This window comes from Streptomyces sp. C1-1 (assembly GCF_050214755.1).
In the GTDB taxonomy this organism is placed as follows: domain Bacteria; phylum Actinomycetota; class Actinomycetes; order Streptomycetales; family Streptomycetaceae; genus Streptomyces.
Genome location: NZ_CP189826.1, coordinates 1,200,733 through 1,219,675, shown reverse-complemented (window position 1 = coordinate 1,219,675; position 18,943 = coordinate 1,200,733). Strand labels below are relative to the sequence as shown.

The following is an 18,943-nucleotide window of genomic DNA, read 5'->3' as shown; positions in this document are numbered from 1 at the left end:
GACGTGTCCTGCGGGTGAGCTGCGAGGGCCGGAGGAGACCCTCCGCGGTACCGCGACGCCCCCATGGGGGCGTGTCGCCGCGACGGGCGACTCCGGTGCCGGGCTCGGCCGGCACCGGGGGCGACGCACGTCGCGGCATCCCCGACGGAGCCCCGGGCGCCCCTCACAGCAGCGAACGCGCCAGCGCCACCGCGCCCTCGACCGGTGGCACCCGCAGTGGCTGCGGGCGGACTCCGGGCAGGGAGGCGGCGAGCGACGAGGCGAACGCGTCGTACAGGGCGGGCTGGTTCAGGATCGTGCCGCCGGCGACCACGACGTCGTCCACGGGGAGACCGCGGGCGGCGAGCCGTTCCACGAGCGAGGCGAGTGAACGCCCGGCCTCCGCTATCACCGCGCGGGCGGCGCGGGAGCCCGCCTCGGCGGCCGCGAACACCACCGGCGCGTGCCGGCCCCATTCCGCGGAGATGTCCCGGGCGCCCTCCAACGCGGCCCCGAGCGCGGGAACTTCGCCGACGCCGAACGCGGCGACGAGACCGCGGGCGAGGTCGTCGGGTTCCTCGCCGCGGTCGTGGGCGGCCCATGCGGCCCGCGCGGCCTCGCGGACGAGGCCGGCCGCGCCCCCCTCGTCGCCGAGGACCGCGCCCCAGCCACCGACCTGGACGGGGGTGCCGTCGGCCGACCGGCCCACGGCGACGGAGCCGGTGCCGGCCACCAGACCGACTCCCTTGTCCAAGCCGGCGGCGGGTACGAGGAGTTCGGCGTCGCCCACGACCAGCGCGGGCGCGTCGAAGTGCAGTTGGAGTGCGGTGCGGATCTGCTCGCACTGGCGCGGGGTCTCGCAGGCGTGACCGCCGACGGCCAGCGCGGACGGGCGGGTGCGCGCGGGGAGGGCCTCGGCGACCAGGGCGGCCAGCCAGCCGGCCGCGGCCACGGGGTCGTGCGGCCGCCAGCCACTGCTGGACCGGACGTGATCGGCGACGGGGTCGTGCCCCGCCAGGGCGCGGAGGTGGGTCTTGGTGCCACCCACGTCGATGCCGACCACGAGAGGCGTGAAGTCCTGCACGGAACCTCTTTCGTCGTTGCGCTGTGCTGCGACGGCGGGCGAACCGTGCCTGGTCAGAAGCAGGTTGAAGCACTCGCGAAGCCCCGGGACGGGCCTCTGGACGGAACACGGCAGGCGAGTACCGTGAAGTTCGTTAGGAAGTTAACTAACGAAGTACAGTGCGTCAAGAGGCTTCGCTCACCCGACCGACCGAGCTGCCCCGCGGACGGGGGTGGTACCGCGTGACGCCGGGCATCCCATCGCCGTGTCCCCCGCTGTCAGTACGACGGGGGAGCGGCCCGTGACCTGCGGGAGAACTGTGGAACACGACGTGGTGCGAGCCCCGCGCCTGACTGAGAGCGCCGGCGCGGTGTTCGCCGTGCTGGCCCGGGCGGCCAGCGCGACCCGGCCGCAGCTCGCGAGCCTGGCGGGGCTGTCCAAACCGACGGTGTCCTCGGCCGTCGCGGAACTGGAGAGCGCCGGGCTCGCCGCCCATTCCGGCACCGCCTCCAGCGGCACCGGCCGCAGCGCCGCCGTCTACCGGCTGGGCCCGGCCGCCGGCGCCGTCCTCGCCGTCGACCTCGGCCCCGCCCTCACCCGGGTGCGCGGCTGCGCCCTGGACGGCACCCTGCTCGCCGAGGCCACCGAGTCCCGGGCGCAGGCCGCCGAGGCCGTCCGGGAGGCCCTGGAGGCGCTTCCCGCGGGCGCCCCGCTGCGCGCCATCGTGGTCGCCGTCGGTGACGTCACCGCACGCGACGGCGAGGGCGCCGGGGTGCGCCCGGCCACCGCCAAGGCCGGACCCGTCTTCGACGCGGTGACCGTCGCGCTGCCGCCCGGGGTGCCCGTCCACCTCGAGAACAACGTCAACTGCGCCGCGCTCGCCGAGCTGCACGAGGGCGCCGCGCACGGCCGCGAGACCTTCGGCTACCTGCGGATCGGCGTCGGTATCGGCCTCGGTGTCGTCATCGGCGGCCAGGTGCTGCGCGGGGCCAACGGAGCCGCGGGCGAGGTCGCCCGGCTGCCCTACCCCTGGGACGACGGCCGCGAGCCGCGGCACGAGGCCCTGGAGGAGCACGTCGGCGCCCGCTCGCTGCTGCGTCGGGCCGCAGAGGCCTGGCGCGAGGAGGACGGTCCCCGCCCGAGCACCACCGAGGAGCTGTTCTCGCTCGCCGGCCAGGGCCGGGCCACCGCCTGCGCCGTCGTGGGCCGGCACGCCGCCGACATAGGCCGGCTCGCCGCCGCTGTGACCGCCGTACTGGACCCGGGACTCATCGTGCTCGGCGGCAGTACCGGGGCGTATCCGCAGCTCCTGCCCGGTGTGCGGGCCGAGCTGGAGCGGCTGAGCTGGCCCACCGAGGTGGTCAGCAGCACGCTGGGCGATCTGGGCACCGTCGTGGGTGCCGCACGGCTCGCGGTGGCCCGTGGAGTCCAAACCGTGACCGAGGCCGCGCATGCGAAGGATTGACGGCTTCCGACTCGGTCTGCCAATGTCCGGACAAGCGCTTTCTAAGTCGGCCGGGACGCCGGCTTGGGTTGGCGTCCCGGCCGTACGCGACGTACGGCAGCCGCACGAGGGCGTGCTTGTGCGACGACGGCCCTCGGGGCCGGGGATCCCACCCGTCGAGGCGACGCGGCCGGGCGAGGCCGCACCCCCGGAAAGCGAAATTTCCTGCAAAATGCACCCGTGCCGCCCTGATCGGCGCCGTGCTCCGTCTCCTACGACGAAAAAGGGATCGAAGATGACCAATGTGGGTGTGCGGCGCTCCCGCCGACTCGGCCGCGGCGGCATACGCCGTGTGGTTCCCCTCGCTGCCGTTGCCACGGCAGGTGCCCTGCTGCTCTCCGCCTGCGGAGGCTCGGGGTCGAGCTCGGGCGGTACCTCCAAGTCGCTGACGTTCTGGATCTCCACGGTTCCGGGCCAGGACGCGGGCTGGAAGAAGCTGGTCGCGCAGTACAAGAAGGAAGCCGGCGTCAAGGTCAAGCTGGTCAACATCCCCTACGACGGCTACACCACGAAGCTGCACAACGCCGCGCAGGCGAACTCCCTGCCCGACGTGGCGGCCGTCCCGGCGCTGGACCCGATCTGGTCGAACAAGCTGGTCGACCTCAGCTCCATCGCCAACAACAAGGCGAACAACATCAACGCCAACTTCCTGGCGAAGGACGCGTCCGGGAAGGTGCTGTCCATCCCCTCGGACGTCACCGCGTCCGGCCTGTTCATCAACAAGTCGCTGTTCGAGAAGGCCGGGGTCTCCTTCCCGACCTCGCCCGACAAGACCTGGACCTGGACCGACTTCATCAAGGCGGCGAACAAGGTCCGCGAGAAGACGGGCGCCAAGTACTCCCTGACGTTCGACCAGTCGCCCTCGCGCCTTCGCGCCATGGTGTACGAGCTGGGCGGCAAGTACGTCCACGCCGACTCCTCCGGCAAGTTCTCGGTGGACGCCGCGACCAAGAAGGCCGTGAACACCTTCGTCGGATGGAACGACGACAAGACCATGCCGAAGTCGGTGTGGACCAGCGGCGCCGACCCGTCGGCCATGTTCCAGAGCGGTGACGTGGTCGCCTACTGGTCCGGCGTGTGGCAGGTCGCCGCCTTCTCGGAGTCCATCAAGAAGTTCGACTGGGCGAGCGTCCCGACCCCCGCCGAGCCGGTGCAGGCCAGCGACGTCAACAGCGGCGGCATGATGGTCGGGTTCAACAACAACGGCGCCGCGGCCACCGCCGCGAAGAAGTTCATGTCCTGGCTGTACGAGCCGGCTCACTACACCGAGCTGTGCGCGGCGTCCGGGTTCCTGCCCGTCGAGAGCGGTCTGAGCCCGAAGTACCCCTTCAAGTCGGAGGCGGCGCAGGCGGCGTTCAAGCTCTACAACGAGGAGATCCCGCTCTACGCCCCGATCTCGGGCTACTTCAACGGCGCGCAGACGAACTGGGTGCTGAAGGGCAAGAGCCTCACCGAGGACCCGACCAAGACGGAGCTCGGCAAGGCGATCAACGGCCAGCAGTCGGCCGACAAGGCCCTGGAGAACATCGTGGCCGGCTACAACCAGCAGGTCGGCGGCGCATCGTAGGCCACAGGGCCGGGCGGCGGGCCCAGACCCCGCCGCCCGGCCCTGGCGCCCATGTGATGCCGGGCCCACGGCCCGAGCCCACGGCAATCCATTCCACCAGCACGGAGTCAGGAAGATGACAAAACGCGCCTCGGCCGTGTCCGCGAGCCCGCCCAGGAGACGCAGTAAGTACGTTCTCGCGCCGCTCGTCCTCATCGCGGCCAACGTCGTGCTCTTCGCGCTGTTCTTCGTCTGGCCGGCGGTGATCGGGCTCGTCTACTCCTTCACGAACTACACGGGCGTGGGGGCGTTCCAGTTCGTCGGACTGGACAACTACCACAACCTGTTCGGCGACTCCACCTTCTACGACGCGCTGACGCGGACGCTGCTGTACGCCGTGCTCTTCGTGCCGCTGAACTTCGCGCTCGCGCTGGCCGCCGCCAACCTGGTGGTGAGCAAGCACGCCAAGGGCACGTCGGTCGCCCGCGTCATCTTCTTCATCCCGTGGTTGCTGTCGCCCATCGTCGTCGGTGTCCTGTGGCGGTGGCTGTTCGGCGAGAACTTCGGACTGGTCAACTACGTCATCGAGAAGCTCGGCGGAAGCGCCGTGCCGTGGCAGTCGAACGCGGACCTGTCCCTGCTGGTCGTGGTGATGGCGGCGTCCTGGGCCTGGACGGGATTCTCGATGCTGCTGTTCATAGCGGCGATCAAGAACGTGCCCACCTCGTACTACGAGGCGGCCTCCCTCGACGGAGCGGGCCCCTGGCGGCAGTTCGTCAGCATCACGCTGCCGAGCATCGCGCCCACCTCGTTCATCGTCATCCTGCTCAACACGATCAACGCGATGAAGGAATACCCGGTGTTCGTCGCCCTCAACAACGGCGGACCCGGAACGTCCAACAACCTGCTCGTCCAGTACATCTACGAGACCGGCTTCAAACGGGGTCAGATCGGCTACGCGAGCGCCGCGTCGTTCGTGCTCATGCTCATTCTGATGGCCGTCGCGATCATCCAGCTGATCGTCAACCGGCGGGTGGAGAACCGATGACAACCACAGACATTCCTCGCCCCGTCGACGCCGGTCCCGGACGGGCCGTCGCCAAGAAGCGACCCCGCCGAGCGGGCAGCGGCGGGCTGCGGCGGGCGGTGTCCGCGACGACGCTGCTGTGGATCCTGGCCTGCCTCTACGGGCTGCCGGTGCTGTGGTTCGTCCTCAGCTCCTTCAAGCCGGCCAGCGACCTGTTCTCCTATCCGCTGACGCTGGTACCGCACGACCCCACCCTGTCCGGTTTCAAGGCCGCGTGGGACAGCGCCAACTTCTCCCAGTACTTCGTCAACACCGCCATTGTGTGCGTGATCACGACGATCCTCACCGTGGGCGTCAGCTGCTGCACCGGCTACGCGCTGGCCAAGTACGACAACAAGTGGCTCAAGGCCTTCTTCCTCTGCATTCTGGCCACCACGATGCTGCCGGGCGAGGTCATGCTTGCCCCCGAGTTCCTGGTGGTCCGCAACCTCGGCCTCTACAACTCCTTCGCGGGCATCATCCTGCCGGCCGTGCTCACCGCGACCGGATGCTTCATGTTCCGCCAGTTCTTCCTCACGGTTCCCGACGAACTCGTGGAGGCCGCGCGCATCGACGGCGCCCGCGAACTGTCGATCTTCCTGCGGATCATGGTGCCGCTCTCCCGGCCCATCATGCTGACCCTCGCCATCCTGTCCTTCCAGTGGCGGTGGAACGACTACATCTGGCCGCTGCTGATGCTCAACGACCCCAACAAGTTCACCGTGCAGATCGGCATCCAGAGCATCGTCGGCGCGCAGAACATCAACTGGTCGGTCCTGCTCGGCGCGTCGGTCATCTCCATGATCCCGCTCATCGCCATCTTCCTGGTCTTCCAGCGCTACGTGATGGGCGCCGACATCAACGCCGGACTGAAGGACTGACCTTGCCCACCCCGCTCGACCCCGAGTTCGTCCGCGCGGCGGCCCGCGCCGCCGACCGGCAGGCCGCTCCACTGGCGGCCCGCCCCGACGAGGAACCCGCCGGTGTGACCCACCGCGTGCTGGCACGCCGGGTGAAGACCCTGGTCGCCGCGTACCGTTCCGCGGACTCGGCGCTGCACGGCAGCGGGCGGGCCGTCGCCGCCGCGACGAGCCATCTGCGCGCCCTGCTGGCCGCGCAGACCTCCACCGGCCTCTTCGCCGGCGGCGACAACGTGCAGTCACCGCCGGACTCGGCGTTCACCGTCAACGACGTGTGCGACGCGCACGTCCTCGCCGCCGGCGCGGGGCCGGAACTGCGCGAGGTCACGGCCGCGCTCGCGGAGATCGCCGGTGCCGCCGCCGGCAGTCTGCTGACCGGCGGGGTGCACACCCCGAACCACCGCTGGGAGCTGTGCGCGGCGCTGGCCCGACTGCACCGGTCGTTCCCCGACGCCCGGCTGCTCGACCGCATCGAGCAGTGGCTCGGCGAGGGCGTCGACATCGACGCGGAGGGTCTGTACTCGGAACGCAGCGCCAACTACGCCGCCCACGTGTCCAACCCCTCGCTGCTGCTCCTCGCCGACGTCCTCGGCCGCGCCGACCTGCTGGACGCCGTCGAACGCAACCTCACCACCACCCTCGACCTGATCAGGCCGGACGGCACCGTGGAGACGGTCCACTCGCGGCGCCAGGACCAGAACCACCCCTTCCCGCTCGCGCCCTACCTGCCGCACTACCGGCTGCTCGCGATCCGCACCGGCCGGGGCGACTTCAGCCGGGCGGCCCGGCTGGCGGCCGCCGGGGGCATCGACGACCCCGACCTGCTCGCCCAGACCCTCCTCACCCCGGACCTGTGCCGCGCCCTGCCCGCCCCGGTCGCGGGGACATTCCCGCGCGCGCGGTACCTCGCCACCGCGCGCCTGGCCGACCGCGCCTCCGCCACCGCGCACACGGTGGTGTACGGCGGCTCCGACGTCCCCGAGCACCGGCGCATCCGCTCGGGCCTCGCCTGCAATCCCACCTTCCTGCGCCTGTTCGCCGGTGACGCCGTCCTCGACGCGGTCCGTCTCTCGCGCGGCTTCTTCGACCTGGGCCCGTTCCGCGCCGCTGCCATGCACCGGCTCACCGACACCCGCTACCGGCTCACCGAAACCCTCACGGCCGCCTACTACCAGCCGCTCCCGCCGGACCTGCGACGGGACGACGGCGTCTACCGGGTCGGCGACGAGGGCCGCTTCTCCGCCGCGATGTCCTTCCCGGACCGGCCCCGGGACGAGGTCTCGCACACGACCCGTGTCGAGGTGGACCTCGTCGACGACGGTGCCGACCTGCGGATCGACATCAGCGGACCCCGGGTGCCCTGGTCGCTCGAACTGACCTTCCGGCCGGGCGGGGCGCCGCAGGGCGCCGTACCGATCGGCGACGGGCACTGGTGCCTGACGACCGGACCGATGACCTACCGCGCCGGCGACGACGAGATCCGCGTCGAGGTGGACGTCGAGGCGGGCGAACCGCTCGCCGGACCGGACCGCGGCGACATACTGCGGTACGACCCGGGGCAGGACCACACCGTGGTGGGCGGCACCGACGCGACGACCGGCGACCGCGTCTACATCGGCGGCCACGGCCCGCAGACCCTGACCCTCGCAGTGCGCGCCGGCTCCGGCACGAAGGACTGAGCACACGTGCACCTCCTCCACCAGCGCGGACCGCTGCACGACCTGCCGGACACCCATGAGGCCTACGACGCCGTCCTCGCCGACGTCGTCGAGCAGGCCCTGGCCCGGCTCACGCCGGAGGGCAACCTCGAACACCCCGACTGCGTCGACGACATCGGCGACACCTCGCTCGGCATCACCTCCCTGCTCGCGTTCGCCTGGCAGCGCGGCAAGGACCCGCGGCTGCCGGAGGCGGTGCGCCGCAGCCTCGCCTTCCATCTGCGCGAGCGGGTGTACGTCGAGGACAACCCCGGCTACCCGAACCTGCGGACCCGCAACTCCGGTCTGCCGTACGCCCGTTACGTCCTCGAAGCCGGCGCTCACCCCATCGGCGACTGGCCCAGCACGGTGTGGGCGCTGCTGCAGGCCGTCAACGTCCTGGACACCGCCGAGGGCCTGATCGACGACGAACAGCGGGCCGCGCTGCTGGAGCTGGCCCGGGGCTACTGGCGCTGGCTGACCGAGGCCGCCTTCTTCAACCCGCAGGAGGCCGGCAACCAGGCCATCGGCTGCGTGGTCGGCGGACTGATGCTGGCCCGCCATCTGCCCGACGCCGAGGGCGAGTCGGTGCGCGCCCGGGCGCTGGAGCTGTACGCCGACGAGATCCGCGCCCACCGCGTCCGCGACCGGGGCGCCCTGCTGCCCCCGGAGCACGGCGGCGCCTACGACAACAACTACGGCCCGATCTCCCTGTCCTTCCTCGCCCAGGCCCACCGGATCAGCGGCGAGGCGATGTTCGCCGAGGACGGCGACGCGCTCGCCCGCTACATCGACGCCCGGCTGACGGGCGGGGGCTTCGACAACGGCGGCCCGCGCTACAGCGAGCAGCACTCCGCCTTCGAATCCGTCCTGGGCCTGCGGTACTTCAGCGCCCGCATCGGATCCGACCTGGGCCGCTACCGGGGCGACAGCCGCTGGGCCCGGCACGCGTGCAAGCCGGACGGCGGCGTCGACGGCCACTTCGCCTGGATGCTGGTCTGGCAGATCCAGGACACCACGCCCTGGCACCGCGAGCCGCGCCCCACCCCGGCCCGGCACCAACTGCGCGCCGGCACGGTCTCGGTGGCGTTCGACGACCGCATGACCCCGGCCGTCGTCGAGGCGGCCGGCACCTACTGGCTGGCCGCCGCCGTCGGCCGCCAGCACGGCTTCGGGCCCGTCACCGACGGCTTCCTGATGTGCCGGCCCATGGGCGAGGTTCGCGTCCGTGACCTGCGGGCGGACGGCCTGACGGCCAAGCTGGTCACCAAACCGGTCGTCGGCCGCGACCACGTCCTGCGGCACGTACGGTCCCTGTACGTCACCGACGGCGAAACCCTGTGGACGACGGTGGCCGTCGAACGCCTCGACGGGACGCCGTACCTGCTGGCCGGGCTGCCGTACGCCGAGGACGACGGCGACCGGGTGCGGCGCACCGCCGCCGGAGCCGTCGCCTCGGCGGGCATCCTGCGCCTGACCCACCCGCGGGCCACCGGTGCCGAGCACTTCGACGCCCGCGCCGAACTCCTCCAGGAGCAGGCCGCCTTCGCGCTCGCGGCCGACCCGCGCGGCTACGGCAACCCGGACGAGGGCTGGCGGCACCTGGTCAGCTCGACGGCCCTGGAAGCGGGCCCGGTCCCCGGCACCCCGGACGACCTGCACGTCTTCGCCGTCCGCTACGGCTCCGAGACGCCGATCACGGTCTCGGTGGAGCGGAGCGGCGAGGAACTCACGCTCACCACAGCACAGTTCACGGCCGTGATCGGACCGGACGACGACAAGGGGGAGCCCCGGCTGGCGCTGCGCGCGGTCAGTCGGTGACGCCCAGCGGCGAGGGGCGGTCCAGCACGCCCGCCGGCACCACCAGGTCCGCCCGGTCCCGGGTCGCGGCGACCAGCTCGGCGTTGGGCTGGTCGCTGCGCATCACCCAGGCGACCGCCTCCTGGTGCCCCTTGCCGAACTCCTCGTGCCGGGTGATCAGCCGCCGCAGCCGCTCCCGCTCGTCGAGCTCGCAGAACCACACCTCGTCCAGCTGCCGCCGCACCCGCGGCCAGGCGCCGCCGTCCAGCAGCAGATAGTTCCCCTCCGTCACCACCAGCCGCGCCGTCGGCGGCACCGGGACCGCCCCCGCGACCGGCTGCTCCAGCACCCGCTCGAAGCCCGGCGCGTACACCACGTCGCCGGCCGCCTCCGGGTCCGTCTCGCGCAGCCTCCGCAGCAGCGCCGCGTACCCGGCCGAGTCGAAGGTGGCGGGCGCGCCCTTGCGGTGGCGCAGGCCGAGCCGGTCCAGCTCGACGTCGGCGAGATGGAAGCCGTCCATCGGGACGTGCGCCACCCACGGCTCGCCCGTCCCGTTCAGCTCCCGTACCAGGCTCTCGGCGAGCGTCGTCTTCCCGGCGCCGGGACTGCCCGTGATGCCGAGGATCGCGCGCCGGTCGCCCCTGCTCAGGGCGCGGGCACGGATGAGGAGGTCGTCGAAGGTCAGCGGCACAACACGAGTGTGCCATCCGCGCCACGGCAGGGAGTCCCGGGCCGGACGGCAAGATTTTGCCGCCCATGTGGTGCGGGCCACTCACTGGAGTTCTCCTTATGGGGAACGGTGTCCTGTATGACGCTGCTCGGACTCCCCGAAGACATCCAGGCCTGCCTCTTCGACCTCGACGGTGTGGTGACCAGGACCGCCGTGGTGCACGCGGCCGCCTGGAAGGAAACGTTCGACGCGTTCCTGCGCGAACGCGAGGGCGAGGACTTCCGGCCGTTCGACTCCGCCGCCGACTACGACGAGTACGTCGACGGCCGCCCGCGCGCCGACGGCGTGCGCACCTTCCTCGCCTCCCGCGGCATCGAACTGCCCGAGGGAACCCCCGAGGACCCACCGGACGCCCAGACGGTCAACGGCGTCGGCAACCGCAAGAACGTCCTGCTCCTGGAGCGCATCCGCACCCAGGGCGTGGAGGCGTACGACGGCACGCTGCGCTACATCGAGGCCGCGCGCAAGCTGGGTCTGCGCACCGCGATCGTCTCCTCCAGCGCCAACACCCTCGACGTACTGCGTTCCATCGACGCCGAGCGCCTCTTCGACGTACGCATCGACGGCGTCGTGGCGGCCGAACGCGGGCTGCCGGGCAAGCCGCGTCCCGACACCTTCCTCGCCGCCGCCCGCGACCTGGGCGTCGAGCCGAAGCGGGCCGCCGTCTTCGAGGACGCGCTGGCCGGCATGGACGCGGGCCGCTCGGGCCACTTCGGATACGTCGTCGGCGTCGACCGCGTCGGCCAGACCGAGGCGCTGTACAAGCACGGCGCGGACGTCGTCGTGAAGGACCTCGCGGAGCTGGGAGGGCAGGAGTGATCAGCGACCGCTCGTACACCGTGGAACCGTGGTGCGTGCGCGAGACCGCCCTGAACCTCGACGTCCTGGCCCAGAGCGAGTCGGTCTTCGCCCTGTCCAACGGCCACGTGGGCTGGCGCGGCAACCTCGACGAGGGCGAACCGCACGGACTGCCCGGCTCCTACCTCGGCGGCGTCCACGAACTGCACCCGCTGCCCTACGCGGAGGCCGGCTACGGCTACCCCGAGTCCGGCCAGACGGTCATCAACGTCACCAACGGCAAGGTCCTGCGGCTGCTCGTCGACGACGCGCCCTTCGACCTGCGCTACGGCCGCCTCGTCTCCCACGAGCGCAATCTCGACCTGCGCCGGGGAGTGCTGGAGCGGGTCTGCGAATGGGTCTCCCCGGCGGGCACGGCGATACGGGTGCGCTCGACCCGGCTCGTCTCCCTCACCCAGCGCGCGATCGCCGCCGTCTCCTACGAGGTGGAGCCCGTCGAGGCACGTACGCGCGTCGTCATCCAGTCGGAGCTCGTCGCCAACGAGACGCTGCCCGAGACCAAGGGCGACCCGCGGGCCGCCAAGGCGCTGCAGTCGCCGCTGGAGCCGGAGGAGGACTTCGCCGCGGGCCGGCGGCTGCGGCTGGTGCACCGCACCCGGCGCAGCGGTCTGCGGGTGGCCGTGGCCGCCGACCACGTCATCGACGGCCCCGAGGGCACGAGCACGAGCAGCGAGAGCAACGAGGACGTCGCCCGGCTCACCGTCACCTCGGTCCTGGAACCCGGCGAGCGGCTGCGGGTGGAGAAGCTGGTCGCCCACGGCTGGTCCGGCACCCGCTCCAAACCGGCGATGAGCGACCAGGTCGAGGCGGCGCTGGCCGCGGCGAGCGTCGGCGGCTTCGCCGGTCTGGCCGAGGAACAGCGCGAGACCCTCGACGACTTCTGGGCGCGCGCCGACGTCGAGGTCGGCGGCGACGAGGAGATCCAGCAGGCCGTCCGCTTCGCCCTCTTCCACGTGCTGCAGGCCGGCGCCCGCGCCGAACAGCGCGCGATCCCCGCCAAGGGCCTGACGGGGTCCGGGTACGACGGCCACGCCTTCTGGGACACCGAGACCTTCGTGCTGCCGCTGCTGACCTACACCGCGCCCGAGTCCGTCGCCGAGGCGCTGCGCTGGCGGCACAGCACCCTGGACGCCGCACGTGAACGCAGCGCCCAACTCGGCCTGCGCGGCGCCGCGTTCCCCTGGCGCACCATCGAGGGCTCGGAGTGCTCGGCGTACTGGCCGGCCGGCACGGCGGCCTTCCACGTGAACGCGGCGGTCGCCGACGCGGTCGTCCGCTACACCGCCTCCACCGGGGACGAGCAGTTCGAGCGGGAGGCGGGCGTCGAGCTGCTGGTGGAGACGGCCAGGCTGTGGCGCTCGCTGGGCCACCACGACCACCGCGGCGACTTCCACATCGACGGCGTCACCGGCCCCGACGAGTACAGCGCCATCGCCGACGACAACACGTACACCAACCTCATGGCCCGCGCGAACCTGCTGGCCGCCGCCGATGCCTGCGAGCGCCACCCGGACCGGGCCGCGCAGCTCGGCGTGGACGACGAGGAGAGCGCCGCCTGGCGGGACGCGGCCGACGCGATGTACGTCCCGTACAACCGCGAACTCGGCGTGCACGAACAGCACGAGGGCTTCACCCGCCACCAGCGCTGGGACTTCGCCGAAACCCGCCCGGACCAGTACCCGCTGATGCTGCACTTCCCGTACTTCGACCTCTACCGCAAACAGGTCGTCAAGCAGGCCGACCTGGTGCTGGCGATGTACACCTGCGCGGGCTTCTTCGACGAGGAGCACGTGGCGCGCAACTTCGCCTACTACGAGCCGCTGACCGTGCGCGACTCCTCCCTGTCCGCCTGCGTCCAGGCCGTCGTCGCCGCCCGGGCGGGCCATCTGGAACTCGCCTACGACTACACGGGCGAGGCCGCGCTGATGGATCTGCAGGACCTGGAGCACAACACGCGCGACGGGCTCCATATCGCGTCGCTGGCCGGGACGTGGACGGCCCTGGTCGCCGGCTTCGGCGGGCTGCGCCGCGACGGCGACGTACTGACCTTCGCGCCGTGCCTGCCCGAACGGCTGAGCCGGCTGGCCTTCAACCTCCAGCTCCTCGGCCGCCGGCTGCGCGTGGAGATCGGCCCCGACAAGGCCACGTACACCCTGCTCTCCGGACCGCCGCTGACCATCCGCCACCACGGGACCGCGGTGACGGTCCGCACGGACACCCCCGTCCTGCGCACGGTGCCGCAGCCACCCGTGCGCCCGGCCCCCGAGCAGCCGCCGCACCGCAGCCCCAACCGACGCTGACGGCGCCGCGCGCTGTGCGAACCGCATCGGTGTTTCCCGCCGGCCCGCTTCAGGTAGGAGTTCGTTGTCGGTGCGACGAGGAGGGGGAACGGCATGACGTCGAGCGACTCCGGAGGGCGGCTGGGGGAGGAGTTCTTCACTCCCGGGACCGCGTCGTTCACCGAGTTCCTGGCCGCGCACCGGCCCGAACTGCTGCCCACGCGCCGCCCGTTCCCCGACGGCGTCCGCGCCGGGACCGACCGGTTCCCGCACGGCACCACCGTGCTGGCGCTCACCTACCGCGACGGCGTGCTGATCGCCGGGGACCGCCGGGCCACGATGGGCAACCTCATCGCCCAGCGGGACCTGGAGAAGGTGCACCCGGCGGACGACCACACGGCCGTGGCCTTCGCCGGCTCCGTCGGGCTCGCTCTGGACATGGTGAAGCTGTACCAGGTGGAGCTGGCCCACTTCGAGAAGATCGAGGGCATCCCCATGACCCTCGCCGCCAAGGCCAACCGTCTCGCCGGCATCATCCGGCAGAACCTGGGCCAGGCGATGCAGGGCCTGGCGGTCGTCCCGCTGCTCGCCGGATACGACCCCGCCGCCCCCGAGGGCGGCAGGGGCCGCATCTTCGGCTACGACGTCGCGGGCGGCCTGTACGAGAAGCGGGACTTCCACGCCGACGGCTCGGGATCGCCGTACGCCAGAGGCGCCCTGAAGAAGCTGTTCCGCGCCGGCATGGACCGGCGCGAGGCCGCTCTGGCCGCCCTCCAGGCCCTGTACGACGCGGCCGACGACGACTCCGCGACCGGCGGCCCCGACATCGGCCGGCGGATCTTCCCCATCGTGTCGGTGATCACCGAGGACGGCTTCGAACGGCTCCCCGAGCAGGAGACGGAGCAGCTCAGCCGGGAGATGGTGGAGCAGCGCCGCAACCGCCCGGACGGGCCGAACGCCGCTCCCTGAGGGAGTCCCATGTCTTTTCCCGCCCATGGTGAAGAGCTGCCGCGGGCTTTACTGCATATGATGTGCAAGTACGGGATGATGGCATCAGGTTGCCTGCCGCAACCGCCACGCACCCGGAAGAGAGAACCACCCGTATGACCTGGCACCGCGTCCGCACCTCCATGACACGCGAGGAGTGGACCAGGGTCGGCGGCATGGCCGCCTTCGTCGTCGCCCTGCACGTCATCGGCTGGTTCACGCTCGTCGGGATCGTCGCGCCCGAGCACTACAGCGTCGGCGAGAAGTCCTTCGGCATCGGTATCGGCGTCACCGCGTACACGCTGGGGATGCGGCACGCCTTCGACGCCGACCACATCGCCGCCATCGACAACACCACCCGCAAGCTCATGGGCGAGGGCAAGCGGCCCCTGTCGGTGGGCTTCTGGTTCTCCCTCGGGCACTCCAGTGTCGTCTTCGTCCTGGCGCTGCTGCTGTCCTTCGGGATCAAGGCGGTCGCCGGGCCGGTCCGCGACGACGCCTCCGAACTGCACGACGTCACGGGAGTGATCGGCACGACCGTCTCCGGGACCTTCCTCTACGTCATCGCGGCCATCAACCTCGTCATCCTGGCCGGCATCTGGAAGGTCTTCCGGCAGATGCGCTCCGGCCACTTCGACGAGGCCGCCCTCGAGGAGCAGCTCGACAAGCGGGGCTTCATGAACCGGCTGCTGGGCCGCGTCACGAAGTCGATCACCAAGTCGTGGCAGATGTACCCGCTCGGGCTGCTCTTCGGCCTGGGCTTCGACACCGCCACCGAGATCGCGCTGCTCGTGCTGGCCGGCTCGGGCGCGGCCTCCGGCCTGCCCTGGTACGCCATCCTGTGCCTGCCCGTGCTGTTCGCCGCCGGCATGTCGCTGCTCGACACCATCGACGGCTCGTTCATGAACTTCGCCTACGGCTGGGCCTTCTCCAAGCCGGTCCGCAAGGTCTACTACAACCTCACCATCACCGGCCTCTCGGTCGCCGTCGCCCTGCTCATCGGCACCGCCGAACTCCTCGGCCTGCTCGCCCGGAAGCTCGGCCTGCACGGCCCCTTCTGGGACCGCGTCGCCGGACTCGACCTCAACGTCGTGGGCTTCGTGATCGTCGGCCTCTTCTTCGCCACCTGGCTCGTCGCCCTGCTGGTGTGGAAGTTCGGCCGCATCGAGGAGAAGTGGACGGCGGGCCTGGCCCGGCCGGCCGAACAGCCCGCCGAGTAGACCCGCCGCACCTCAGCCGCGCAGCCTCAGCTCCTTGCGCCACTTGACGAACTGCTGCTCCGCGTCCCCGGTGTACGACCAGGGCGTGCGCGTCGCGCGCCGGCCCAGCATGCGCATCAGCGGCCCCGCGATCTCCTTGTCCCCGGCCAGACAGGCCGCGTGCGCCAGATAGTTGAAGTCGCGCAGCTCACCCGGGGCGATCTCGCTCTCGACCCGCCCCATGATCCACCGCTGCCAGGTGCGGCGTTCGTCGCCCACCGCACCGTCGTTGTTCCAGTGCTGCCCGAGACCCACCGCGCTGCGGCCGCTGTGACCGGCGTCCAGGGCGAAGCGGTACTCCTCCACGCGCGCGTACTGCACCAGCACCGGCAGCGCGCAGCCCGGCGGCGCCACTCCCGCGGCGTCACGGGCGAAGTCGTACATCAGACCGTGACTGCCGTGCCAGCGGGCCGAGTAGTAGTGCAGGACCTGCAGATGGCCCTCCACGCTGTACGGGTCGCGCTGGTGCAACTCGTCCCACCAGCGCGCCAGTTCCTGCCGGCGTACCCCCTGCGGGTACAGCCGCGCCACGGAGATCAGCGAGATCCACGGCGTCGGATCGTCCAGATAGGCCTCCGCCGCCAGCAGGCAGGCCGTCACCGCGGTGTCGATGCGGTGCTGGTCCATCGGCGAGCCCCGGCCCGCGGCGATGGCCACGTTGAAGGCCCGGGCCGTCTCCGTCGCCGCCCGCAGGACCAGCGCGTCCGCGCTGCGCGGTTCGGCGGCCACCCAGGTCTCCGCGGTCGAACTGCTCGCGCAGGCCTGTGCGAGCGTGCGGACGCGGTGACCGCGGGCGAGCCAGTCCGCGCCGGTCGTCCGCAGCAGGTCCCTGAGGCCCTGCCAGCGGCCGATGACGATGTCGTGCGAGGCGTCGGTGAGGGCGGCGTCGCCGCAGTCGGGATCGAAGTCGGGGGCGAAGCGGTCTCGCGCCATCGGGGGAATCTCCCTCAGAAGTCGGTCGGGAGACCCTCGTAGGCATGTGTGTTCGCCACCGCCAGGTCCTCGGGCACGTACTCCGCCTCCACCGTGCGGCTGGCGTCCAGCCGGGCGGGCCGGTAGTAGTCGCTGCCCTGCCTCCAGTACCAGAGCATCGGCACGAGCCCGACGGCCAGGCCGCCGATGCCGATCGCGATCGCCGCCGGGTCGAGCTCGCCCAGCGACTCGACGAAGATCCAGAACATGAACAGGGCACCGAACAGCGGCCACAGACCGCCGAGCAGGAAGTTCCCCACCGACTTCAGCAGCATCTTGCGGTACGCGACCACCACGGCCAGGCCCGCGAGACCGTAGTACACCGCGATCTGCAGACCGATCGCCGAGATCGCGTCGCCGAGGATCTCACCCACGGAGCCCAGGGCGTTGGACGCGATGAACATCGCCAGCGCCACCCCGCCGACCACGGCGATCGCCACCCACGGCGTGTTCCATGTGCGGTGCACCTTGCCCAGGGCGGAGGGCATCGTGCGGTCGCGGCCCATGGCGAACAGCGAGCGCGTGACCTGGATGAGGGTGGTCTCCAGCGTGGCGATGGTCGACAGCATCACGGCCACGATCAGCAGCTTGCCGCCCCAGCCGGGCCAGACCTCCTCGCCGAGCACGCCCAGCACGTTCGCGTCGTTGTCCTCGATCTGCTTCGAGGACAGGATCACGTTCACCGCGATGGTGAACACCTCGAACAGCAGGAAGACGATGCCGACCCCGATCAGGCCCGCGAGTCCCGTCGTACGACGGGAGTTGCGGGTCTCCTCGCTCAGGTTGCTGGTGACGTCCCAGCCCCAGTAGTAGAAGGCGGCGACCAGCGCGCCCGAGGCGAAGCCCGCCACCCCGTCGAAGTGGGAGAAGCCCAGCCAGGACCAGTCGAAGGCGCGGGCGTTGCCGGTGTGGAAGAAGGCGAGGACCGCGAACAGCGCCAGAATGGCCAGCTCCACGCCGGACATGACGAGCTGTGCGCGGACGGTGAGCCGGGCGCCGCCCAGCACCACCAGCAGCATGACCACGAACCAGCCCGCCCCGACCACCGTGGACAGCGCCGTGTTGTCGGCCAGCCCGGAGTCGAACAGGGCCAGCGTCATCGAACCGGCCGGCAGCGAGCCCGCGACCATGAAGATGGTCGCCGAGATGACCAGTGCCCAGCCGCTGATGAACCCCAGGAACGGGTGGAGCGTGCGGCCCACCCAGGAGTAGCTGGCGCCCGCGTTGACGTCGATACGGCTGAGGTAGCTGAAGGCGAGGGCGATGCCCAGCATGGGTATCGCGCAGTACAACAGCGCGGCCGGGCTGGCGAGCCCGACCGCGCCGACGAGGACCGCCGTGGTGGCGGCGATGGAGTACGCCGGGGCGCTGCCCGCGATGGCCATCACCACCGTGTCGAAGGTACCGAGGACATTGGCCTGCAGCCCTCTGCCCCTGTTCATGCTCATGGTTTGCGCTGCTTTCCGTATTGCGCGACGCGAGGCCGGCCCGGCCCCGACGACGTAAGGGAGTGGGGGGTGGAGAACCAGCCTCTGACCGGCGAGGGTTGGCCTCGGGGCAGGGGTTGGGGAAAGGCGTGGTGGATCGCGCCCGGCCAGTGCGTCGCCGGGTAGTCACAGCGTGTGTGCGAGTGATGATAGCCCCACACTTTGAGCTTTCAAGATTGACCAGTGGGTAATCTCATCAGCCGCCCGGGGCCGGGGAGGTTGGACGGCGCGCATCGGGAAACGCGGATCAGGACACCGTACGAAGCGATCCGCCGCAGTGCGCCAGGAGGTACTCATGGGCACCGACCCGATGGCCGACGACGCCTACCAGCCCACCGGAACCAACGAGGAGCAACAGGACGCGGCGCCGCTCGACCTGCAGGACGCCATCGACGAACGCGACTACGACACCACCCTCGACGAGGGCTACTCCCCGCCGGAGAAGCCGCTCGGCGTCAACCGGCACGGCACCACCGCGGCCGAGCAGCACGAGGGGGAGACCCTCGACGAACGGCTCGCCGAGGAGGTCCCCGACATCACCCCGCCGGCCGGCGACGAGGTCGGCGACCTCCCCGGCGGCGAGGGCGAACCGGTCGACCCCGAGGCCGGTACGGACCGCGCGGGCCGGCTGGTCGCCCCGGACGAGGGCGCGCACCCCGACACCACCAAGGAGGCGATCGCCTCCGACGTGGGCATCGACGGCGGGGCCGCCGGCGCCGAGGAGGCCGCCGTCCATGTCGTCGAGGACGACGCGGAGCTGCCGGGCGGCTGATTCGCGGCTGTCGGCGGCCGATCC

15 protein-coding genes are annotated in these 18,943 nt (G+C 71.5%); 11 read left to right on the top strand and 4 right to left on the bottom strand.

Annotated features, from left to right (window positions below; translation table 11 throughout):
* Positions 1–163 precede the first annotated feature (163 nt).
* Positions 164–1,063 (bottom strand): N-acetylglucosamine kinase, encoded by a 900-nt coding sequence (locus tag ACQF4J_RS05515; protein ID WP_427164809.1) that lies wholly within the window; start codon positions 1,061–1,063, stop codon positions 164–166.
* 310 nt (positions 1,064–1,373) lie between these two features.
* Here ACQF4J_RS05515 and ACQF4J_RS05510 point away from each other — a divergent pair, with 310 nt between their 5' ends.
* From ACQF4J_RS05510 to ACQF4J_RS05485, 6 genes are all read left to right on the top strand, one after another.
* Complete coding sequence (locus ACQF4J_RS05510) at positions 1,374–2,507, top strand: ROK family transcriptional regulator (protein WP_351803790.1); 1,134 nt, start codon at positions 1,374–1,376, stop codon at positions 2,505–2,507.
* A gap of 274 nt (positions 2,508–2,781) precedes the next feature.
* Positions 2,782–4,113, top strand: coding sequence for an ABC transporter substrate-binding protein (locus ACQF4J_RS05505; RefSeq protein WP_351564002.1), 1,332 nt, complete (start codon positions 2,782–2,784; stop codon positions 4,111–4,113).
* 115 nt (positions 4,114–4,228) lie between these two features.
* On the top strand, positions 4,229–5,140 hold the full coding sequence (locus ACQF4J_RS05500; RefSeq protein ID WP_142145639.1) for a carbohydrate ABC transporter permease: 912 nt from the start codon (positions 4,229–4,231) through the stop codon (positions 5,138–5,140).
* Entirely contained in the window at positions 5,137–6,039 is a 903-nt protein-coding gene (locus tag ACQF4J_RS05495; protein ID WP_351564000.1) for a carbohydrate ABC transporter permease, read from the top strand. Before ACQF4J_RS05500 ends, ACQF4J_RS05495 begins: the two co-directional genes overlap by 4 nt.
* Before the next feature lie 2 nt (positions 6,040–6,041).
* Positions 6,042–7,757 (top strand): hypothetical protein, encoded by a 1,716-nt coding sequence (locus ACQF4J_RS05490; RefSeq protein ID WP_427164805.1) that lies wholly within the window; start codon positions 6,042–6,044, stop codon positions 7,755–7,757.
* A 6-nt stretch (positions 7,758–7,763) separates the two neighbouring features.
* Positions 7,764–9,596 carry a hypothetical protein gene (locus ACQF4J_RS05485; RefSeq protein ID WP_427164804.1) on the top strand — a complete coding sequence of 611 codons (1,833 nt, stop codon included), beginning with the start codon at positions 7,764–7,766 and terminating at the stop codon, positions 9,594–9,596.
* Here the strand turns inward: ACQF4J_RS05485 and ACQF4J_RS05480 are convergent.
* Positions 9,586–10,266 (bottom strand): nucleoside/nucleotide kinase family protein, encoded by a 681-nt coding sequence (locus ACQF4J_RS05480; RefSeq protein WP_351563993.1) that lies wholly within the window; start codon positions 10,264–10,266, stop codon positions 9,586–9,588. The two genes, ACQF4J_RS05485 and ACQF4J_RS05480, sit on opposite strands and share 11 nt — an antisense overlap.
* Positions 10,267–10,383: 117 nt before the next feature.
* On the opposite strand from ACQF4J_RS05480, the gene ACQF4J_RS05475 reads away from it, so the two are divergent.
* The 4 genes from ACQF4J_RS05475 (at position 10,384) to ACQF4J_RS05460 (ending at position 15,649) form a co-directional block, all read left to right on the top strand.
* The gene (locus ACQF4J_RS05475) at positions 10,384–11,124 is read left to right on the top strand and encodes a beta-phosphoglucomutase family hydrolase (RefSeq protein WP_427164801.1); all 741 of its coding nucleotides are present in this window, start codon (positions 10,384–10,386) and stop codon (positions 11,122–11,124) included.
* Positions 11,121–13,463 (top strand): glycoside hydrolase family 65 protein, encoded by a 2,343-nt coding sequence (locus ACQF4J_RS05470; RefSeq protein WP_427164799.1) that lies wholly within the window; start codon positions 11,121–11,123, stop codon positions 13,461–13,463. Before ACQF4J_RS05475 ends, ACQF4J_RS05470 begins: the two co-directional genes overlap by 4 nt.
* Positions 13,464–13,556: 93 nt before the next feature.
* Positions 13,557–14,411, top strand: coding sequence for a proteasome subunit beta (prcB, locus tag ACQF4J_RS05465; protein WP_351563987.1), 855 nt, complete (start codon positions 13,557–13,559; stop codon positions 14,409–14,411).
* A 161-nt stretch (positions 14,412–14,572) separates the two neighbouring features.
* Entirely contained in the window at positions 14,573–15,649 is a 1,077-nt protein-coding gene (locus tag ACQF4J_RS05460; RefSeq protein ID WP_351564048.1) for a HoxN/HupN/NixA family nickel/cobalt transporter, read from the top strand.
* 12 nt (positions 15,650–15,661) lie between these two features.
* Here the strand turns inward: ACQF4J_RS05460 and ACQF4J_RS05455 are convergent, their stop codons facing one another.
* Both ACQF4J_RS05455 and ACQF4J_RS05450 read right to left on the bottom strand, forming a co-directional pair.
* Positions 15,662–16,621: a hypothetical protein gene (locus ACQF4J_RS05455; RefSeq protein WP_351563985.1), complete on the bottom strand. Its 960-nt coding sequence runs from the start codon at positions 16,619–16,621 to the stop codon at positions 15,662–15,664.
* A 14-nt stretch (positions 16,622–16,635) separates the two neighbouring features.
* Positions 16,636–18,108, bottom strand: a complete 1,473-nt coding sequence (locus ACQF4J_RS05450) for an APC family permease (protein ID WP_351563983.1) — start codon at positions 18,106–18,108, stop codon at positions 16,636–16,638.
* A gap of 334 nt (positions 18,109–18,442) precedes the next feature.
* Between ACQF4J_RS05450 and ACQF4J_RS05445 the strand changes: the two genes are divergently transcribed.
* Positions 18,443–18,919, top strand: a complete 477-nt coding sequence (locus tag ACQF4J_RS05445; RefSeq protein ID WP_351803778.1) for a DUF5709 domain-containing protein — start codon at positions 18,443–18,445, stop codon at positions 18,917–18,919.
* Positions 18,920–18,943: the final 24 nt, after the last annotated feature.